This window comes from Dactylosporangium sp. NPDC049742 (assembly GCF_040674675.1).
In the GTDB taxonomy this organism is placed as follows: Bacteria; Actinomycetota; Actinomycetes; order Mycobacteriales; family Micromonosporaceae; genus Dactylosporangium; species Dactylosporangium maewongense.
The window spans coordinates 396,650-417,247 of record NZ_JBFANF010000002.1 but is presented as its reverse complement, the minus strand read 5'-3'; the positions used below and the strand labels follow the sequence as shown (position 1 = coordinate 417,247).

Below are 20,598 nucleotides of genomic sequence, written 5' to 3'. Positions count from 1 at the left end.
GCCCGCCGATGGTGCGGTTCATCGCCGACGTGCCGCTGCGGGTCAAGCTGATCGCCGCGGTCCTCACGCTCGTCACCATGGCACTGCTGGTCATCGGCGTCGCCAGCGCCCTGGTCATGAAGAGCAGCATGTTCGACAAGGTCGACCAGCAGCTGCGGACGATGGCCGAGACCGTCGACCTGACCCGGCTGGCGCTGACCGACACCAGCCAGGACACGATCCTGCAGAGCAACTACTACATCGCCTGGGTCACGCAGCTGCGCTCCGGCAAGCTCGAGACCGGCGTCGTCGGCACCCGTCAGGACGCCGACGCGCCGCCCATCCCCGGCACGTGGGAGGACCTCGAGAAGCACCTCGGCGTGCCGTACACGGCGACCACCGCGAAGACGCATGAACGCTGGCGCATCCTGATCATCCAGCGCCAGGACACGCTGCTGCTCGTCGCGGAGAGCCTCTCGATGGTCGACAGCGCCGTCGACGAGCTCGTCGCCGCGGAGCTGTTCGTCGGCGCCGGCGTCCTCGTCGTGCTCGCCGCCGTCGGCGTCGCCATGGTCCGCGCCAGCCTCCAGCCGCTGCGCGAGATCGAGCGCACCGCCGCCGCGATCGCCGCCGGCGACCTCACCCGCCGGGTGCCCGAGAGCCCGCCGGAGACGGAGATGGGGCACCTCGCCGCCGCGCTCAACGCCATGCTCGCCCAGATCGAGGGCGCCTTCAGGCTGCGCGAGGCGTCCGAGGAGCGCATGCGGCAGTTCATCGCCGACGCCTCCCACGAGCTGCGCACGCCGCTGACCACGATCCGGGGCTTCGCCGAGCTGTACCGGGTGGGCGCCGTCAGCGAGCCCGCGGACACGCTGCGGCGCATCGAGGACGAGGCCTCCCGGATGGGCCTGCTGGTCGAGGACCTGCTCATGCTGGCCCGCCTCGACCAGGAGCGCCCCCTGGCACTGGCCGACATGGACCTGCGCGTCATCGCCAGCGACGCCGTGGCCGCCGCCCGGGCCGTCGCCCCCGACCGCACCGTCGACCTGGAGATCGAGCGGGACGAGCCGATCGAGGTCAACGGCGACGAGTCCCGCCTGCGCCAGGTCGTCGGCAACCTCATGACCAACGCCCTCACCCACACGCCCGCCGGCACGCCCGTCGCCCTGCGCCTGCGCCGCGACGGCACCGATGCCCTCATCGAGGTCGCCGACCACGGCCCGGGCCTCACCGAGGAGCACGCCGCCCGCGTGTTCGAGCGCTTCTACCGGGTAGACAAGGCGCGCACCCGCAGCAAGGCCAGCGGCTCGCACAGCGGCAGCGGCCTGGGCCTGGCGATCGTGGCCGCCCTCGTCTCCGTCCACCACGGCACCGTCTCCGTCTTCAACACCCCCGGCGGCGGCGCCACCTTCCAGGTCCGGCTTCCTCTCACAGGCGGTTCCCAGGCCGCGGTCAGTGGTTTGCAAGCTGCCGTCGCCAAGCTCAAATCATGAGCGAACAGCAGGGATGGGCGCCGAACCCAGCCGAAGAGCAGGGTCGGGCGTCAGCCCCGGCCGCACAGCCGGCCACCGAGCCGGCCGGCACCACCACCGGGCCTTCGAGCCCCACGCCGCCCGGCATCCCGCCGGCTGACGGCACGCCGGCGGGCGCCGCCCCGGCCTTCGGCACCACGCAGGACCACCTGATGCGGTCCGAGACGCCCCCCACCTGGCCGGCGAACCCGGCCGCTACGGCCGCCGGTGCCGCCGACATCCAGGACCCGGCCCGGACCTGGCCCACCACCCCGCAGGCTCCACGGGCCATGCCGGTCACGCCGGTCACGCCGGCCGCGCCCACCGCCCTCGGTCCGCAGACCGTCGCCTTCGGCCCGCAGACCGCCGCCCTCGGCCCGCAGCCTGCCGTCCCTGGCTCGCCGCCCGCCGTGCCCGCTGGTCACGACCCCCAGACCGCCGCCTTCGGCGTGCAGCCCGCGGTGCCCGCCGTCCCCGGCGCGCAGCCCGCGGTGCCCGCCGGTCACGGCTCGCAGCCCGCCGCGCATGGCGCGCCCGGCGCGCGGCCCGGCGCCGACGGACCCATCCAGACCTGGCCGGCGTCGCAGCACGCAGCTCCGCAGGCCGGCCACCTCCGCTCCGTCGCGCAGAGCGGCCCCATCGCGGCCGGGCAGAACGGGCCGTACCCCTTCTCCGGACAGCAGCCCGCCGCCCAGCACCACGCCGGACAGCAGCCCGTCGGGCAGTACCTCGGCGGACAGCACCCCGGCGGGCAGGAGCAGCCGCACCTGCCGACGGCGCAGCTGCCCCCGCACGTGCCGCACATGCAGCGGCCGGTCCACTGGCAGCAGCAGCCGCAGCCCGGGTCGGTGTTCGCGCCGCCCGCCGCGCGCGGGCGCAGCCGGGTCGGGCTCGCCGTGGCGGGGATCGTCGCGGCGATCGGGCTGTCGGCGGTGTCGGCGTTCGGCGGCGGGCTCGCGGCCCTCGAGCTGCGGCCGGCGGCCTCGCCCGCGGTCGTCGGCGCCGCCAACTCGTCCGGCTCGGCCGGCTCCTCCACCACCCTGTCCGACGTCGCGGCGCAGGTGCTGCCCAGCGTGGTGTCGATCAGCACGGGCAACGCGGTCGGCTCCGGCGTGGTCATCACCGACGACGGGGCGATCCTCACCAACAACCACGTGGTCGCCACGGCCCGGGGCACGTCGGTGCAGGTGACGTTCTCCAGTGGGCAGACCGCCCAGGCGAAGATCGTCGGCACCGAGCCCGCCACCGACCTGGCCGTGGTCAAGATCGTGGGGGGCGGCACCTACACGCCGCTCGTGTTCGGCGACAGCTCGACCGTCAAGGTCGGCGACACGGTGCTCGCCGTCGGCAGCCCGCTCGGCCTCGACGGGTCCGTCACCGCCGGCATCGTGAGCGCCGTCAACCGCACGATCGACGAGGGCAACGACGGCCAGTCCGCCGCCGCGAAGATCAGTGGGGCCATCCAGACCGACGCCGCGATCAACCCCGGCAACTCCGGCGGCGCGCTGGTCAACACCGCCGGTCAGCTCGTCGGCATCAACACCGCGATCGCGACCTCGGGCGACACCGCCGGCAACATCGGCGTCGGCTTCGCCATCAGCAGCAACACCGCCAAGACCGTCGCTCAGCGCCTGCTGAGCTAGAAGCTGGTTTCCCCTCCAGAAAAAGAGATCCGGTGGTGCGCCTGGCGGGGCGCCCACCGGATCTCTCTGTGCGGGCCTCAGACCCAGCCGAACGAGCGCTCCACCGCCTTCAGCCAGGACGCGTGCCCCTTGTCCCGGGTCTCCGCGGACATGGACGGCGACCACTGCCGGTCCACCCGCCACTTCTCCCGCAGCGTCTCCGTGTCGGGCCAGAACCCGACGGCGAGACCCGCGGCGTACGCGGCACCCAGCGCCGTCGTCTCGGACACCGTCGGGCGGACCACCGGCACATCCAGTACATCGGCCTGAAACCCCATCAAGAGGTCGCTGGCCGTCATCCCTCCGTCGACTTTCAGGGTCTCCAGCGGCACGGCGGACTCGGCCATCATGGCGTCCACGACGTCCTTGACCTGCCAGGCAGTCGCCTCCAGGGCGGCCCGGGCGAGGTGCCCCTTGGTGACGTAACCGGTCAGGCCGGTGATGACGCCGCGCGCGTCGGGGCGCCAGTGCGGGGCGAACAGGCCGGAGAACGCCGGCACGATGTAGCAGCCGCCGTTGTCGGCGACGGTGGCGGCCAGGTCGTTGATCTCCGGCGCCGAGCTGATGAGGCCCAGGTTGTCGCGCAGCCACTGCACGAGGGAGCCGGTGATCGCGATGGAGCCTTCCAGGGCGTACACGGCCGGGGCGTCGCCGATGCGGTAACCGACGGTGCTCAGCAGGCCACGCGTGCTCGCCACCGGCTGGTGACCGGTGTTGAGCAGCAGGAACGAGCCGGTCCCGTAGGTGCACTTCGCCTCGCCGGGCGCGAAGCAGGCCTGGCCGAAGAGCGCCGCCTGCTGGTCGCCGAGGGCGCTCGCCACCGGCACGCCGTGCAGCAACGTCTTCGCCTCGCCGTACACGTGCGAGGAGGGGCCGATCTCCGGCAGCATCACGCGCGGGATGCCGAACGCCGACAGCAGCTCGTCGTCCCAGTCGAGCGTGGTGAGGTTCATCAGCATCGTCCGGCTGGCGTTGGTGACGTCGGTGACGTGCCGGCCGGTGAGCTTCTCGATGAGCCAGGTGTCGACGGTACCGAAGTGGATCTCACCCGCCTCGGCGCGGGCGCGCAGGCCGGGCACGTTGTCCAGCAGCCAGACCGCCTTCGGCCCGGCGAAGTACGTCGCGAGCGGCAGCCCGCACCGCTCACGGAAGCGGTCGGGGCCGGCGTCGCCGGCGAGGGAGCGGATGAGGGCGTCGGTGCGGGTGTCCTGCCAGACGATCGCCGGGTGCACCGGCTCGCCGGTCTCGGCGTCCCACAGGATCGTGGTCTCGCGCTGGTTGGTGATGCCGATGGCGGCGACGTCGGCGCGGGACAGGCCCGCCTGGTCGAGGGCGCGGGTCGACACGGCCTGGACCTGGTGCCAGATCTCGACCGGGTCGTGTTCGACCCAGCCCGGTCTCGGAAAGCTCTGGCGGTGTTCGCGCTGGTCAAGCGCCACGATGGCGCCGTCGGCGTCGAACACGATCGCACGGGTGGAGGTCGTGCCCTGGTCGATGGCGAGGATGTACACGCTGCCATCTTCGCCGAAGAGTTGTCACGTTCGGGACGGAACCTTCCCGTGGTCGCGTTCGCCGCCTACGCTGCCTGCCGGGAAACAGTGGCCCTATCAGGAGCGATCGTGGCCGTCATCGAGACGCGCATCAGTGTCTGGGAGGCCCTCGCCGGGCGCGCCCCAGGAGTCCCGCTGGGCCCGGCCGACCATGGTCTGTGGCAGGCGGTCACCGACCGGCTCAACCCTGCCCGGGCCCGTCCAATCCTGCGCAAGGCGGTCGAGGCGGTCACGCTCACGTCCGCCCGCGGCGTCGACTACGTGATGGTGCGCTCGCCCGACCGCGGTGAGGCCTGCTACCTGCGGCTCACGCCGGACGAGTGGAGCCTGGCGCAGCTGATGGACGGCACCCGGACCGTCGCGCGGCTCGTCGCCGACTTCGCCCGCATCGCCGGCCGGCTCGCCCCCGACCAGGTCACCCGGGTCGTCGCCGACCTCGCCGGCAACCGCATGCTCGACGAGCTGCCGGTCGACGCGTTCCACCGGCTGCACCGCGTACACCGGCGGCCGTGGCCGATCCGGCTCGGCAAGGCGATCGTCGCGACCGCCCAGGGCCGCCGGGTGGTCATCGCCCGCGTCGACCCGATCGTCACGTTCCTGTACAAGGCCGGCGGCCGGCTGTTCTTCACCCGGGTCGTCGCGGTGCTCGCCGGGCTGGTCGCGCTCGCCGGCCTCGGCGTCTTCGTCTTCAACTGGTTCCGCGCCGACCAGTCGGTGTTCCTGACCGACGACTCCTACTTCACCGGCGCCCTGGTGCTGCTCGGCCTCAACGTCGTCGCGCTCGCCTGCCACGAGCTGGGGCACGCGCTGGGGGCGAAGCACGCCGGCAGGAAGGTCCCGGTCGCCGGTTTCCTGGTGTACTTCGGGATCCCGTCCGTCTTCGTGGACACCACCGACGTCTGGATGGCCGGCCGGCGCGCGCGGCTCGTCACCACGATCGCGGGCCCGGCGACCGGTCTGGTGCTCGCCGGCGCCTGCCAGCTCGTCGGGCTGTTCTACCCGGAGCTGCAGCCGTGGACGTTCAAGCTGGCGTTCGCCTGGTACCTCAACGCGCTGTTCAACCTCAACCCGTTCATGGCGCTCGACGGTTACTACCTGCTCATGGACTGGCTGGAGGTGCCCAACCTGCGGGCCCGCGGCCTGGCCTGGGTCATCGCCCGCCTGCGCCGGCGCCCGCCCCGCTTCGGTGAGCTCGACCGGGAGGGCCGCCTCGTCGCCCTGTACGGCATGCTCGCCGTCGTCTGGCTGGCCATCGCCGTCAACCTGATGTACCGGATCTACACCGACCGGGTCGCGGGCGTCGTCACCGGCCTGTGGAACGCCGGCTGGGCCGCCCGCGCGCTGCTCGCCGTCATCGTCGCCGGGCTGCTCGCCCCGCTGGTCTACCTGCTGTTCTCGTGGCTGCGCCGGCGGGCCCGGCGGGTGCGGGACCGGATGGGGGAGCGCAAGCTGTCCCGCGACGAGCCGCGCCGGCTCGCCGCCCTGCGCGCGTCCAAGCTCGCCGACCTGCCGCCGGCCGCGCTCGCGAAGCTCGCCGAGCAGGCCCGCTGGGTGCACCCGCGGACCGGTGAGCAGCTGGTCTTCGCCGGCGCCGCGCAGCAGTCGGTCTACGTCGTCGTCGACGGCGCCCTGGAGGCCCGCCGCCCCGGCGACCCGACCGGCACCGTCCGGGAGCGGGTCGGCCGCGGCGGCGTCGTCGGCCTCGCCAACGCGATCACCGGCGCGCCCGCCGCGCTCGGCTGGCTGACCGCCGGCACGACCCTGCTCGCGATCCCGCCGTCCACGGTCGCCGCGGCCGTCGGCCCGCTGTCCGGCCCGCCGCCGGTGGAGTGGGCCGAGCTGGAGGCGCTGCTGGCGGAGGCGCCGGCGCTGGCCGACCTCGGCGCGGAGGACCGCCTCGGGCTCATGAGCCGCGCGCACCCGGCGCAGCTGATGCCCGGCCAGCCGGTGCACCTGGAGACCGGCACCGATGCGATCGTCGTCGCGTCCGGGTCGCTGCTGCGGCCCGATGGCGTGCAGGTCGGCCGTGGCGAGATCGTCGGCCCGTACGGTGAAGGCCCGCCCGGCCAGGTCGCCACCGCCCGCTCCGCCGCCCGCGTCTGGGTGCTGCCCGCCGTCGCCGGCCTGCCGCTGCTCATCGGCGCCTCCACGGCGGCCGGCGCTGTGGCCGGCTCTGCCGCCGGTGGTCGCGCGCCGTCCTCGGGTGCCCACCCGCCGTCGGCGTACCCGCCGCTCGCCGCGCCGCCCGGCGTCCACGGCCCGTCCGACGACTCGGTCGACAAGCGCTTCGAGCGCAAGCTGTGGTGGCTGCTCGTACTGCTGCTGATCTTCGCGCTGTTCCTGACCGGCAGCAATCTCTTCTCCGCGCCCGTGTGGGCCGAGATGCCGACCGACCGGGCCCTCATCACGGCCACGCGGGGGCAGACGACGATCACGATCCACGGCGAGCAGCACACCCTGCGCCGCGACGGCAAGATGTACGTCGAGCTCGGCGACGCCGTCTCCGTCGCGGACCGCTCCACGGCCACGATGACGTTCCGCGGCGGCAGCGTCACGGTCCTGTGCGCCGGCGCCCGGCTCGACGTCGGCGAGCTGGTCAGCTCGGTCGACCGCCGCCCGATCCAGCCGACCGGCGCGTACGCGCTGCGCTCCGGCCGCACCCTGGTCGACACGACGAGCACCACGACGGCCTTCGAGCCGCTGAAGCTCACCGTCACCGGCGCCGGCGACCCGGTCGCCAACGACGGGCGGGCCAGGTTCGCCCTGACCGCCGGCAGCTCGTCACCGGAGGTCGGCTCGGGCGTCGTCACCCAGGGCGGCTCGGCCGTCACGGTGGACCCGTCGGCCGACCTGACCTGCGGCGACGGCATCGCCCTGCCGAAGCCGGGCGGCACGCCGACCGTGTCACCGGGACCGTCGCCGTCGGACACGCCCTCGGAGTCCCCGTCACCGTCCGCGTCCCCGTCCGCCTCGGAGAGCGCGTCGGCCACCCCGACGCCGGGCACCACCCCGACGAAGACGAAGACGCCCACTCCGACCCGCACGACCGCAGGGCCGCCACCGCCCACCACTTCTCCTCCACCTCCACCGGACACGACGCCGCCTCGGTTGGCCAACGCGGGCATCGGTGCCGGGCGCTTTGCCCAGACTGCACCACGAGGCTGGTCCTCCTGCGGCTCGCCTGCATCGACAACGGTCACGGTCACGACATCCGACCCGTCGGGCATCAAGTCGGTGACGTTCACCTATCACGTGGCCACCAAGATTCCGTTCGACGGGACGGTGACGATGACCGGTCGTGGTGGCACCTACACCGGCCAGCTGGGGCCGTTCGCCTGGGACTCCAGCAACGTGGCTGGTGGCACCATTACCGTCCGAATCACAGCAGTTGATGGCGCGGGCAACTCCGCTTCGTCGGGCGCGTTGACGACTGTGTTGTTGTCCTGCAATCCCACACCGCCGATCGGCTAGGAGAGAACGTGCTTTGTTGGTTCTGCGCCAAGGCGGCGCGGGGGTCGTGCCGGTTCTGCGCGCGTGGGCTGTGCGAGGACCATGCGAAGTTCGGCCCGTACCTGCTGGAGGTGCACCGGTCGCAGAGCCGCGGCCGGGCCGAAGGGCTCGTCGTGGAGGACGCGGTGCAGTGCGGCACCTGCCGTCCCCGCCCGCAGCCCGTGCCCATGCCTGAGCTCGACTGACCTTACGACCTGTGCCATAACTGGGGGGACTGTTCCGATGAGCGACTTCGACGACGTACTCGAGCGGCTGCTGACCGATCCCGGCTTCCAGGCGCGCCTGGCGGCCGACCCGGCGGGCGCGCTCGCGGGGTACCAGCTGAGCGCCGACGAGCTGGAGCTGCTCCAGGCACAGGTCGGCGGCGCCGACGCGGGGCAGTCGCGGGTCGAGCAGCGCACGAGCAAGGCCAGCATGTTCGGCCTGTTCTCGTCGATCGGCTCGGGCATCGGCGACGTCGTCCACGGCCACGGCGGCGGTCCCTCGTTCGACCACGGCGCCGGGCACAACCTGGGCGACGGCGATCAGGGCTCCGGCGCGGCGCACAGCGCGGCCCGCGGGCTGGGCGCGCTGGAGCAGTCCGGCGGCCGGCACGCCGCTCCCGAGCCGGAGCACCAGCACGGCGGCCTGGCCGCGCACGTGCAGGACGCCGTCGGCCACGGCGCGCACGCGTCGGCCGGCGGTGCCGAGGCGCACGCGGGCCCCGGTGGCGCGTACGCGTCCGCCGGCGGCGTCGAGGCGCAGGCCGGCTACGGCGGCGCGGGCTTCGACCAGGCGCAGCCGGGCTACGGCGACGCCGGGCTCGCCGAGGCACCGGACCCCCAGGGCGCCGGCCTGTCCGAGGCGCCCGACGACCCCCGCTCCTACGCGTCGGCGGGCTATGGCGGCGATCAGGACGGCGGTTACGGCGGTCTGTCCGAGGCGTCCGACGACCCCCGTTCCTACGCGTCGGCGGGCTACGGCGGCGATCAGGACGGCGGTTACGGTGGCCTCGCCGAGGCGCCCGACCCGCAGGGCAGCGAAGGGCTCGCCGAAGCGTCCCCGTACGGCGTCAGCGAGGTCCACTCCAGCGGCCAGGGCACCGTGTACCGCAGCGCGAGCGCCGGCATCGGCGAGGCCGTCGGCCAGGGCGCCCACGCCGGCTCCGGGCACGCGGAAGCCGGGGTCGGCGGGGCCCACGCGGACGCCGGGTTCGGCGAAGCGCAGGCGCACGCGCAGGCCGACGGCGGTGGGCGGCACGGGATCGCCGGCGGGCTCGACAACATCGCCGGTGCGCACCAGCCGGGCCACGGCAGCGGGACGGGTGTCGCGGGTGGCATCGCCGGCACGCTCCGGGACGGTGTGCCCGGCGGGGTGGGTCAGGCGCCCACCGACGGCTACCACACCCGGGTCGACTGGGACGGCGACGGCCGGTGGGACCAGCACACCTACGTGAACCGGGCCGACGGCGGCGTCGACATCGTCGTGGACGCCGACGGTGACGGGCGGGCCGAGTTCGTCGGCCACGACACCGACCGCGACGGCCTCATCAACTCCTCCGAGATCGACACCAACCGTGACGGCGTCATGGATCAGCGGTACGAGGACCTCAACGGCGACGGCTGGCTGGACCGCCGTACCCGCTGAAATGTGAACGGATTTCGCCTGGCGGACATCAACATGTATCGACGTGTTGCGCCGGGTGGCGTGTGCTGTCGGGCATGACTGGAGACCACTCCCATCACCGTCACGAAGGAATCGACCGCCGGGGCCTGCTCGCCGCGGGCGCCGGCGGTCTGCTCGTCCTCGCCACCCCCGGCGTCGCGGCCGCGGACAGCCGGACCACCCGCGCCGAGACCGGCACGGCCGCGACCGTCGGCGCCGGCCCGGCCGCGCTGACCGGGGCCGCCCGGGCGTCCGCCATCACCGCCGGCACCGGCCTGGTCCACGCCGACCTGCACAACCACACCGTGATGTCCGACGGCGACGGCGACCCCGCCCTCGCCTTCGCCTCGATGCGGTCGGCCGGCCTGGACGTCGCCGCGCTCACCGACCACACCACCCTCTTCGGCATCAGCGGCCTGTCGAAGTCGGAGTGGGACCGCACCGGCGCCCTCGCCAACGCCGCCGACGACCCCGGCAACTACACCGCCATCCGCGGCTTCGAGTGGTCGCACCCGCTGCTCGGCCACGTCAACGTCTGGTTCACCAACGGGTTCACCGATCTCGGCGGATCGAGCAACATGGGCGGCCTGTACAACTGGATCACCGGCAACGGGGGTGTCGCCAGCTTCAACCACCCGGGCCGCGAGGTCGGCCGCTTCGGCAACTTCTCCTACTCGGCGGCCGCCCGCGACGCCATGGTCAGCCTGGAGATGTTCAACCGCGGCGACGACTACCTCTTCGACGGCTGGTCCGACGGGCGCACCTGCGCCCTCAACGCCTGCCTCAACGCCGGGTGGCGGACCGGGCTCAGCGGCGTCTCGGACGAGCACGGCACCGACTGGGGCTTCCCCGAGGGCAAGGGCCGCACCGGGCTCTGGGTGACGCAGAACACCCGCGCCGGGGTCCTGGAGGCGATGCGGGCCCGCCGCTTCTTCGCCACGCGGGTCTCCGGCCTGCGCGTCGACGCCACCGCCAACGACGTCCGGATGGGCGGGGCGCTGCCGCTCGCCCGCGGCGACGTGCGCTTCGCGCTGGACCTCGACCGCGGCCCGGACTGGCAGGGCAAGCCGATCCGGATCCAGGTCCTGCGGCCCGGCGTCGCGGCCCCGACGGTCGCGGACGTGATCGACACGGTCGCCAACCAGGTGGTGCGCTTCACCGTGCCGCTGGACGTGGCGATGGGCAACTGGGTGGTGCTGCGCGTCTCCGACCCCACCCGGCCCAACCCGAGCCCCGGCCCCAACGGTCACCCCTGCAACGACTTCGGCCTCGCGTACACCAGCCCGTGGTGGCTCCAGCCGTAAGCCGTAAAGCTGTAAAGCCGTAACCAGCAAGGCCGTCGAGCCGTAGAGCCCGAAGTCGGTCATGGCACGTTTCGGGGATCAGCCGATCGGCGGATCCGCCTACCGTTTTCCAGGTAACCAGACGAGCCGGGAGCGGGCCATGAGCGACTACGACATCGACTGGGAGATGGAGGACGGCCTCCACGTCGACCCCGACGGTGGCGCTGACCTGCTCTCCTCCGACCAGCAGTTCGACGAGCACCACGACGACTTCGGCGTCGACACCGAGGGCCACGACGGCGCGCACACCGTCGACGGGGACCCGTTGGGCGACTACCAGGACGAGCAGCCGACCTTCGGCGACGTGAGCGACGAGTCGCAGTACATCGACGAGACCGACCTGCCGGAGTTCCACTTCGATCCGGGCTTCACCGACGGGTCCTACGACCTGGTCGGCGCCGACCGGCACGAGGCGGACCTGTGGTCGCAGCTGATGGTCGACATGAACGAGGACGTCAACCCGTACGCGCTCGGTTAGAGCCTGATCGCGGACGGGGGTCCGGCGCTCGCGTAGTACCAACCCTGTGCGGTGTCACAACCGAGGGCCAGCAGCCGGTCGGCCTGCTCCGCCGTCTCGACGCCCTCGGCTGTGACGCTCAGGTTCAGGGCGTGGGCGAGGCCGACCACCGCCGCGATGATCTTCTGGTCGACCGGGTCGGCGCCCTCCGGCGGGCGCAGCCCGGCGACGAACGAGCCGGCCAGCTTCAGGCTGTGCACGGGCAGGTGCCGCAGGTAGGCGAAGTTGCTGTACCCGGTGCCGAAGTCGTCGATCGCGATGCGCGGGCCGAGCTCGGCGAGGGCGTTGAGCGCCTCGGTCGGCTCGCCGCCGCTGCCCATGACGGCGCTCTCGGTCAGCTCCAGCTGCAGCCGGTCGGGGGCGAGGCCGGTCTGCTGCAGGATCGCCTTCACGTCCCGGACGATCGTGCGGTCGCGCATCTGCCGGACCGCCAGGTTGACGCTCATCACCGGCGCCCGGTCACCGTGCTCGCGGTGCCAGCGGGCGGCCTGCTTGCACGCCTCGTGCAGCACCCACCGGCCGAGCGGCACGATCAGCCCGGTCTCCTCGGCCATCCCGATGAACGCGTCCGGACCCAGCACCCCGAATCGCGGATGCCGCCACCGTACGAGCGCCTCGACGCCGATCGTCACGCCGTCGCCGAGGCGGACCAGCGGCTGGTACTCGACGAAGAACTCGCGCCGCTCCAGCGCGGCCGGCATGCTCGCCGACAGCTCGTAGCGGGTCACCTCGCGGGCGTGCCGCTCGGCGTCGAAGAGCGCGAGCCGGTTGCGGCCGTCGGCCTTCGCCCAGTACAGCGTCGTGTCGGCGGCCTTCATCAGCTCGCCGGTGCTGGTGCCCTGCAGCGGCTGCTCGACCACGCCGATGCTGGCCGAGATGCTGATCTCGTGCCCGCCGACGTGCACCGGCGCGCGGACGGTGTCCAGCGCCCGCTCGGCGACCGCGACGACCTCGTCGGTGCCGCCGGCCCGCTCGATGAGCACCACGAACTCGTCGCCGCCCATCCGGGCGACCAGCTGGCCGTCGCCGGAGATCGAGCGGGCGAGGCGCCGGGCGACGGTCTGCAGCAGCTGGTCGCCGACGTCGTGCCCGAGCGTGTCGTTGATGACCTTGAACCCGTCGACGTCGAGGTAGCACACGCCGACCCGCGACTCGGGCTCCTCCTCGGCGCCGGCGAGCAGCTCGGCGAGCCGGTCGAAGAACATCGTCCGGTTGGGCAGCTGCGTCAGCGGGTCGTGCAGGGCCTGGTGCCGCAGGCGCAACTGCAGCAGGTAGCGCTCGGTGATGTCCTCGACCATCGCGACCAGCCACTTCGGCTCGCCGTCCTCGTCGCGGATGATCGACGCGACGAGGTCGGTCCACACCTGGTGGCCGTCCTTGTGGATGTACGGCTTCTCGATCCGGAACTGGTCGCGCCCGCCGGACAGCAGCTCCTCGAACATCCCGGCCGCGACCGGCGGGTCCTGCGGGTGCACGAAGTCCTCGAAGGTCATCGCCCGCAGCTCGTCCTCGGAGTAGCCGAGCATGTCGCACAGCGCCTGGTTGACCTCGATCACCACGCCGTCGACGGTGCTCACGCTCATCCCGATCGCGGCGCCGGCGAAGACCGCACGGAAGCGGGCCTCGCTGACCCGCCGGCTCTCCTCGGCGCGGGCCCGGGCCCACAGCGCCGCGGTGCGGATCTCCTCCTGCTCGTCGAGGATCCGGTCGCGCAGCGCCTGCGCGTAGCCGGCGGCGAGCGCGCCCTGGATCTCCGCGACCCGCCTGGTCGGCGCCTTCGCGAACTGCTCGCTGAGCACCGCGACGGTGCGCTCCAGGGTCGTCGGCTCGGTGAAGTGCGCGGCGACGAGCGTGGAGCCGACCTCGCGCACGTCGCCGAGGTCGAGGGTCTCGGCCGTGAGCGCGTGGATGAGCCGGGTCGACAGGGCGGTGAGGAAGTCCTGCACCTCCAGGCCGCTCATCGATACGTAGCTGGTGCCGGCGATGGCCAGCGACCAGCTGCGGGCGAGCCGTTCGGCGGCTCGGTGCGGGCGGTCCCACGACGTCTGCGTGGGGCTGAGGGCGGTCATGATCGGTGGGTGCACTAGTCCTTGCGGGCGACGGCGGCGCAGCCGATCGCGTTGCCGTCGGGTGGGGTCTCGTCGTCCGGGTCCGGCCGCCAGTCGTAGGTCGCGACCACGCCCGGCTCCACGATCGTGAGGTCGCCCAGCAGCTTCCTGACCTTGTCGCTGCCGCGCAGGATCAGCGGCGTCGGGGACTTGCGGTAGACCTCCCACGCCGCGTCCTCGGCGGGGGTGAGCGGCCGGTCGAGGCCGGCGTGGGACAGCACGACGTGGCTGCCCGGCACGCCCGCGGCGGCGTACCCGCTGACGATGTCGGCGGGGCGCTCCTCGTCGGGCACGAAGTGCAGCACCGCGGCCAGCACGAACGCGACCGGCTGGGTGAAGTCGATCAGCCGCTGGACCTCGGGGGTGGCCAGCACGTCCGCGGGGGCGCGCAGGTCGGCGGCGACGACGGCGGTGTCCGGCACCTCGGCGAGGATGGCCCGGCTGTGCGCGACCGCCACCGGGTCGTTGTCGACGTAGACGACCTTGCCGCCCGGGACGAGCTCGTGGATGTTGCCCACGGTCGGGATGCCCGAGCCGAGGTCGATGAACTGCCGGACGCCCTGCCCGCTCAGCATGGACACGGCGCGGCGCAGGAAGGCCCGGTTGCTGCGGGTCAGCGCGGCCACGGCGGGCATGAACTTGAGGACCTGCTCGGCGAACGCCCGGTCGGCGGCGAAGTTGTGCGAGCCGCCCAGGTAGTAGTCATAGACGCGGGCCACGCTCGGCTGATCGAGGTCGATGTCCGCAGGTGCCCAGCTCGGTCGCTCCACCGATCAACGCCTTTCGACCTCGGTCGTGCAGTCCGCACGTGCGTGCTGCGGTTCTTCGGGCGCCTGCGAGCATACGTGCGGGCGGGCGGGAGCAAAACCCACCGCCCGCCCACACGGACATCGATCAGGCGATCTTCGTGATTCGGTTACCCGGGCCCGGAGTGATCGGACCGGTCGCGAGGTGCGCGGTGAGGGCGTCGACGTCGAAGCCCGGCGCGTACACCCGGGCGGCGCTCGGCTGGTTCAGGTTGCTGAAGCCGTCGCCGCCGTTGGCCAGGAAGTCGTTCGTGGTCAGCTGGTACGTCGCGGCGGGGTCGATCGGCGTGCCGTTCAGCGAAAGGTCGCTGACCTTCGAGCCGAGCGGGGCCGACGCGCTGTAGGTGTAGGTGAGCCCGGCGGACACCTGCAGGATCTTCTGCGTGGTCTGCCCCTCGAAGCCGGTGAACTGCTGCTCGAGGACCTTCTTCAGCTGGGCGCCGGTGATCGGCTGGGTGACGACCAGGTTGTTGAACGGCTGGACCGTGAAGGCCTCGCCGTACGTGACCTGGCCGGGCGCCTCGCCACCGGGCGAGTTCGCGTAGATCAGCGACGACCGGATGCCGCCCGGGTTCATCAGCGCGATCTGCGCGCCCGCAGCGGCGGTGTACTTGAGCTGCGCGTCGGCGATCACGTCACCGAGCGTCGACTCGCCGCTGGCCAGCGCGCTGTTGGTGATGTCGGCGGTGATGCTGCCGATGACCTTGTTCGCCAGCGGTGCGACGGCCGTGCGGTACTTGTCGGCGATGACCTTGACCTTCGGGTCGACCAGTGCCGCGTTGCGCACGAAGTTGCCCGCCGCGTCCTTCTGCCACGTGCCGTCGGCGTTCTTCACGCCGTTCTCGACGATGACGTTGGTCGCGGAGGCGTCGACGAACTTGCGCGACTTCTTGTCCAGCGTCACGCGGATGTCGGTGACCAGGGTGCCGGCCGTGCCCGCGCTCGTCACCAGCGAGTTGGCGCCGGAGGAGTTCGGCAGCTGGCAGGTGTAGAAGCGGTGCGTGTGGCCGGACACGACGACGCCGTAGGCCGGGTTGAGGCCCTTGACGATGTCGGTGATCGGGCCGGCGAAGTTGGCGCAGCCGGACGGGTCCAGCGGCGCGGGCGGGCTGCTCTGCAGGCCACCCTCGTGGATCAAGAGGACCATCGACTTGATGCCGAGCCAGCCCAGCAGCGTCGCGTACTGGTTGGCCGTCTCCACCTCGTCGCGGAAGTCGACGCTCTTGATGCCGGCCGGGTTGACGATGCCGGGCGTGCCCTCGAGCGTCATGCCGACGTAGGCGACCGGGACGCCCTCGTAGAGCCTGATCGTGAACGGCAGCAGGATCGGCAGCTTGTTGGACTTGTTGGTGACGTTCGCCGCGAGGTAGGGGAACTTCGCGCCGGCGAAGCCGTCGCCGTCCTGGCAGCCGTCGACGGGGTGGCAGCCGCCGAACTGGATGCGCTTGAGCTCGTCGATGCCCTCGTCGAACTCGTGGTTGCCGACCGAGGAGATGTCGACGCCCATCGCGTTGAGGACCTCGATCGCCGGCTCGTCGTGGAACGCGGCGCTGACCAGCGGGGTGGCGCCGATGCTGTCACCGGCCACGACCGTGTCGCTGTTGCGCACGCCGTCGGTCTTCGCCGCGGCGCGCAGCTTCGTCAGCCAGGTGCTCAGGTACTCGGCACCGCCGGCGGGAGTGCCGTTGATGAGCCCGCCGCTGCCGGTCGGCGGGTCGATGTTGCCGTGGAAGTCGTTGAACCCGAGCAGCTGCGCGGAGGCCGTTGGACCCGTCTTCTGGGCGAATGACACGTTGGCCGGCGTGAGCGGCGTCCACTGGTCGGACTGCTCGGGCGCGCCGGACTTGGCTAAGGGCAGCAAGGCGACAACCGCGACGGCGAGCGCCGGCACCGCGAGGTGCTGGGCGATCCGCCGCGCGCGGGCGCGGGGCTGGGCCATGATCTCTCCTTTTGGAAGACATGCGTCGACGGACATCCTTCCGCAGGCGTCGATCCGGCACGAGCGTCGGCGGGATACGGCTGGATTGCATGCGGGTGAATGCGAGGGTCCGTATCCGATCGGGCCGCCAAGTACACACGATCGTCGACGCTCCGCAGCGCTGTGCGGACGCAAGGTATCCGGTAGGTTTTTCGAAAGGAGGCAGACACATGTTGAGGCGAGCCGCGACCGTCATGGTCGTCGTCACGTCCGCGATCTGGGTGGCTCCCGCGCCGGTCCTCGCCGTCGACCAGGCCGACTGGACGCCGGTCTTCTCCGACTCCTTCGACGACCCGGGCACGCTGCCGTCCGGCTGCGCCGCCTACGACGGCTCGTCGGAGGGCGCCGAGCCGACCTACTTCCGCCCCGAGGCGGTCACCGTCTCCGGCGGCCGCCTGCACCTCGCCCTGCACCGGCGCACCTACGGGGGCAAGCAGTTCGTCACCGGCGAGCTGCGCTGCCTCGGCGCCGCCCAGCAGTACGGGCGCTACGAGTTCCGGGCGCGCGTGCCCGTCGGCGCGGGCATCTCCTCGATCGCGATGCTGCGCCCCGTCGACCAGCAGGCGCCCCAGGACGAGTCACAGCTGGAGATCACCGCCCGGCCCGGCGCCGAGACCGCCCTGGTGCGCAACGGGTCGGGCACCGGCACCTCGGTGCGCACGCTGCCCGGGCCCTTCAGCGACTGGCACTCCTACGCGATCGAGTGGTCCCCGGCCGGCTTCAAGGTCTTCGTCGACGGCAAGGAGCGCTCCGCCGACCCCGGTGCGTCGCCGGCGCAGCGCTGGTTCGGGTTCGCGGTGACGACCAGCGAATCGGGCGCCCCGGGCACATCGACGACGCTGCCGGCGGAGTTCCAGGTCGATTATCTGCGGGTGTACGCGTTTGCTCCGGCATCCTCGCTGCCGGCGGTGGCGGCGCAGCCGTCGACCGCGCAGAACGGGATGTCCGGCTCGCCGGGCGGCCACCGGTGGTCGCTGTGGCTGGCGGTCGCGGCCACGGTGATGGCGGCGGTCGCCCTCTTCGCCCTGGTGGTGCACAAGACCCGCCCGCACCGGCCGCCTCCGTCGCACCGCGCGTAGCGCGCCGCGACGGCGCCCGTTCGCGTCCGGCTTCTGCCCGGCACCCGCGCGCTGCGCCCGCACTCGGGGCCCGCGCTTCGCCCCGGGCTCACGACCGGGCTCACAGGCAGCTCATGACCGGGCTCATGGCCGGGGCTCGTGGTTGCGGCTCGCGGCTCGCGGTCGTGGCTCACGCTCGTGGCGAACAGGGCTGCCGGATCGGCCGGCGGCGGCGAAGGATCGCCGGATGAGAATCCTCGTACTCGGCGGCACCGTGTTCCTCGGCCGGGCGGTCGCCCGGCAGGCCCTCGCCGCGGGCCACGACGTCACCTGCGCCGCCCGCGGCACGTCCGGCGACCCGGTCGACGGCGCGACGTTCGTCACCGTCGACCGGGAGGAGGCCGGCGGCCTGGGCGCGGTCGAGGGCACGTTCGACGCGGTGGTGGACGTCGCCCGCAAGCCCAGCCACGTCCGGCACATGGTCGCCGAGCTGGCCGGCCGGGCCGGTCACGTGACGTTCGTGTCCAGTTGCTCCGCGTACGCCGACGCCGCGACGCCCGACCAGACGTCCGACACCGCGCCGCTGCTCCCGCCCGCCGACCCCGCGAACGAGGACCCCGCCGCCGGCGCCGAGGAGTACGGCCGGTGCAAGGTCACCTGCGAGGAGCTGGTCCGGGAGGGCTTCGGCGAGGTCCTCGTCAACCGGGCCGGGCTGATCGTCGGGCCCGAGGACCCCACCGGCCGGTTCGACTACTGGGTGGCCCGGCACGCCCGCGGCGGCGAGATCCTCGCCCCGGGCGACCCCGACGAGCGGGTGCAGTACGTGGACGTCCGCGACCTGGCCGACTGGATCCTGCGCTGCGCCGAAGAGGGCCGCACCGGCACCTACGACGGGATGGGCGCCCCGATGACCCGCCGCGAGTTCCACGCCGGGCTGCAGGCCGGGACCGGGGGCACCGGGACCCTCACCTGGGTGCCGCAGGACTTCCTGACCGGCCACGCGGTCGTGCCCTGGTCAGGCCCGCGGTCCCTGCCCCTGTGGCTGCCGCTGCCCGAATACGCCGGGTTCCTCACCCGGGACGTCACCCGGTCGCTCGCCGCCGGCCTGCGGACGCGGCCCCTTCCCGAAACGGCGGCCGCCACACTCGCGGCATTCAGTGACACTCGCCACATTACTGGTCTCACCGAAGAGGAAGAAGTCGAGCTGTTGCGGGAATGGCACGCTCGGTAGGGGGTGGTGTGACGAGCCAGTCAGCATTTCGACAGACCGCTGCCCGCGTCGATTCCTGCGGATACATGTGCATTTGCCTGTCATGCGGGCGACTCTTGCCGATGAACAGCGGTGACCCCGGTCCCATCGAACGTCGTTCCCAGGGAACTCACAGCGAGTTTAGGCGTCTGACGGGCAGGAATACCACGTATCACTTGTTGCAACCGAAGCGAACCGGAGCTGCTCCCGAGTCGTCTAGGTAAGTGGTGCAACTCTCACGGGTCGTCACCGGAATCGCCCGCGAGGGTGGAATTCGGCAGGCCACGTGACCGTTGTGTAGGGGGCATACCCGGGGGGCACCCGTTTTAGCAGGGTGAAACGGGGAAGGCGAAGGATGGACGGGGAGGGGCCCGAAGGTGGAGAACGTGAAAGTGGAGATGCGACCCGATACAGGTGCCGAAGAGCGTGACCTGGTTGGTGTGTACCTGCATGAGATCTCCCGCACGCCGCTGCTCGACGCCGCTTCTGAGGTCGAGCTTTCCAAGGCGGTCGAGGCTGGTCTCTATGCGGAGCACCTGCTGGACGAGGGCCGGTTGCCCGACGGTGTGAGCGCCGCCGAGCTGCAGCGCCTCGTCGACGAGGGCGAGCGGGCGAAGGACCGGTTCATCCGGGCCAACCTGCGGCTGGTCGTGTCGATCGCGCGGCGCTACGTGCGGTCCGGCATGCCGATGCTCGACCTCATCCAGGAGGGCAACACCGGCCTGGTTCGCGCCGTCGAGAAGTTCGACTACGTGCGCGGCTACAAGTTCTCGACATACGCGACATGGTGGATCCGCCAGGCGATCAGCCGGGCGATCGCGCAGCAGGAGCGCACGGTCCGGCTGCCCGTTCACCTCGTCGAAGACGTCAACCGGATGCGCAACGTCGCGCGTCAGCTGACCCGCGAGCTCGGCAACGACCCCGAGCCCGAGCAGCTCGCCACCGCCCTCGGCGTCCCCGTCGAGCGCGTCCACGAGCTGAAGCGCTGGTCCCAGGACACCGTCTCGCTCGACACGCCGGTCGGCGACGACGGTGACACCAGCCTCGGCGACCTGGTCTCCGACTCCGACGCGCCGTCGCCGGAGGACGTGGTCCTCGCCGCCCTGGAGCGCCAGCGCATCGAGGGTCTGCTCAATCACCTCGACGACCGGTCCGCGGGCATCATGCGCGCCCGCTACGGTCTGGAGGACGGCCGCGAGCACTCGCTGACCGAGGTCGCGAGCCGGTTCTCCCTCTCTCGTGAGCGCATCCGCCAGCTGGAGATCCAGGCCCTCGGCCGTCTCCGCGAGCTGGCCCGTGCCGAAGGCCTCCAGGCCGCCTAGCCCGCAGACGACCCGCAGCCCCTGACTGTCCCGGTCGGGGGCTGCTTCCACATACTGGGACGCTTAGGTCTCGTTTAGGTCACCGACCATCGATCGACGCCCACGTCCCGTAGCGGTGCCGGCTCGCCCTCAACGTTGCGGAACGGGACCCCCGGGACCGGCCGCCGGAGCCCGGCCCGTAACGCAGCGTCAGGAACGGCCCGGCGGTGCCCGGTTGGCGGCGCGGTGCCGGGAATCGCCCGCCGGGTCCCTTCGATGACGCGTCGCCCGGCTCGCGCCAGCGGTGCGCCGTCCAGCCCAGCCGACGACGCCCCGACCTGGGTGACAGGGGCGTCCTGGCC

14 protein-coding genes are annotated in these 20,598 nt (G+C 72.5%); 10 read left to right on the top strand and 4 right to left on the bottom strand.

The window, feature by feature from the left end:
* Positions 1 to 8: 8 nt before the first annotated feature.
* Both AB0J72_RS05340 and AB0J72_RS05335 read left to right on the top strand, forming a co-directional pair.
* Positions 9 to 1,472: a HAMP domain-containing sensor histidine kinase gene (locus tag AB0J72_RS05340; RefSeq protein WP_363394624.1), complete on the top strand. Its 1,464-nt coding sequence runs from the start codon at positions 9 to 11 to the stop codon at positions 1,470 to 1,472.
* Entirely contained in the window at positions 1,469 to 3,133 is a 1,665-nt protein-coding gene (locus AB0J72_RS05335) for a trypsin-like peptidase domain-containing protein (RefSeq protein WP_363394622.1), read from the top strand. Before AB0J72_RS05340 ends, AB0J72_RS05335 begins: the two co-directional genes overlap by 4 nt.
* A 77-nt stretch (positions 3,134 to 3,210) precedes the next feature.
* Here the strand turns inward: AB0J72_RS05335 and glpK are convergent, their stop codons facing one another.
* Positions 3,211 to 4,683: a glycerol kinase GlpK gene (gene glpK / locus AB0J72_RS05330; RefSeq protein ID WP_363394620.1), complete on the bottom strand. Its 1,473-nt coding sequence runs from the start codon at positions 4,681 to 4,683 to the stop codon at positions 3,211 to 3,213.
* Positions 4,684 to 4,791: 108 nt separating this feature from the next.
* Here glpK and AB0J72_RS05325 point away from each other — a divergent pair, with 108 nt between their 5' ends.
* The 5 genes from AB0J72_RS05325 to AB0J72_RS05305 all read left to right on the top strand — a co-directional run bounded on the left by AB0J72_RS05325 (position 4,792) and on the right by AB0J72_RS05305 (position 11,697).
* Entirely contained in the window at positions 4,792 to 8,193 is a 3,402-nt protein-coding gene (locus AB0J72_RS05325; RefSeq protein ID WP_363394618.1) for a cyclic nucleotide-binding protein, read from the top strand.
* An 8-nt stretch (positions 8,194 to 8,201) separates the two neighbouring features.
* Entirely contained in the window at positions 8,202 to 8,417 is a 216-nt protein-coding gene (locus tag AB0J72_RS05320) for a hypothetical protein (RefSeq protein ID WP_033358663.1), read from the top strand.
* Between the two features lie 37 nt (positions 8,418 to 8,454).
* Positions 8,455 to 9,858, top strand: a complete 1,404-nt coding sequence (locus tag AB0J72_RS05315) for a hypothetical protein (RefSeq protein ID WP_363394616.1) — start codon at positions 8,455 to 8,457, stop codon at positions 9,856 to 9,858.
* A 74-nt stretch (positions 9,859 to 9,932) separates the two neighbouring features.
* Positions 9,933 to 11,180: a CehA/McbA family metallohydrolase gene (locus tag AB0J72_RS05310; RefSeq protein WP_363394614.1), complete on the top strand. Its 1,248-nt coding sequence runs from the start codon at positions 9,933 to 9,935 to the stop codon at positions 11,178 to 11,180.
* Positions 11,181 to 11,319: 139 nt separating this feature from the next.
* Complete coding sequence (locus AB0J72_RS05305) at positions 11,320 to 11,697, top strand: hypothetical protein (protein WP_363394612.1); 378 nt, start codon at positions 11,320 to 11,322, stop codon at positions 11,695 to 11,697.
* Here AB0J72_RS05305 and AB0J72_RS05300 read toward each other — a convergent pair.
* The 3 genes from AB0J72_RS05300 to AB0J72_RS05290 all read right to left on the bottom strand — a co-directional run bounded on the left by AB0J72_RS05300 (position 11,694) and on the right by AB0J72_RS05290 (position 16,589).
* Entirely contained in the window at positions 11,694 to 13,805 is a 2,112-nt protein-coding gene (locus AB0J72_RS05300) for an EAL domain-containing protein (protein WP_363394610.1), read from the bottom strand. The genes AB0J72_RS05305 and AB0J72_RS05300 overlap by 4 nt on opposite strands.
* Before the next feature lie 14 nt (positions 13,806 to 13,819).
* Positions 13,820 to 14,614, bottom strand: coding sequence for an SAM-dependent methyltransferase (locus tag AB0J72_RS05295; protein WP_363394608.1), 795 nt, complete (start codon positions 14,612 to 14,614; stop codon positions 13,820 to 13,822).
* Between the two features lie 124 nt (positions 14,615 to 14,738).
* On the bottom strand, positions 14,739 to 16,589 hold the full coding sequence (locus AB0J72_RS05290; protein ID WP_363394606.1) for a bifunctional metallophosphatase/5'-nucleotidase: 1,851 nt from the start codon (positions 16,587 to 16,589) through the stop codon (positions 14,739 to 14,741).
* A 209-nt stretch (positions 16,590 to 16,798) separates the two neighbouring features.
* On the opposite strand from AB0J72_RS05290, the gene AB0J72_RS05285 reads away from it, so the two are divergent.
* From AB0J72_RS05285 to AB0J72_RS05275, 3 genes are all read left to right on the top strand, one after another.
* The gene (locus AB0J72_RS05285; protein ID WP_363394604.1) at positions 16,799 to 17,707 is read left to right on the top strand and encodes a glycoside hydrolase family 16 protein; all 909 of its coding nucleotides are present in this window, start codon (positions 16,799 to 16,801) and stop codon (positions 17,705 to 17,707) included.
* 226 nt (positions 17,708 to 17,933) lie between these two features.
* Entirely contained in the window at positions 17,934 to 18,917 is a 984-nt protein-coding gene (locus AB0J72_RS05280) for an NAD-dependent epimerase/dehydratase family protein (protein ID WP_363394602.1), read from the top strand.
* Between the two features lie 416 nt (positions 18,918 to 19,333).
* The gene (locus tag AB0J72_RS05275) at positions 19,334 to 20,257 is read left to right on the top strand and encodes a sigma-70 family RNA polymerase sigma factor (protein WP_344513770.1); all 924 of its coding nucleotides are present in this window, start codon (positions 19,334 to 19,336) and stop codon (positions 20,255 to 20,257) included.
* Positions 20,258 to 20,598 lie beyond the last annotated feature (341 nt).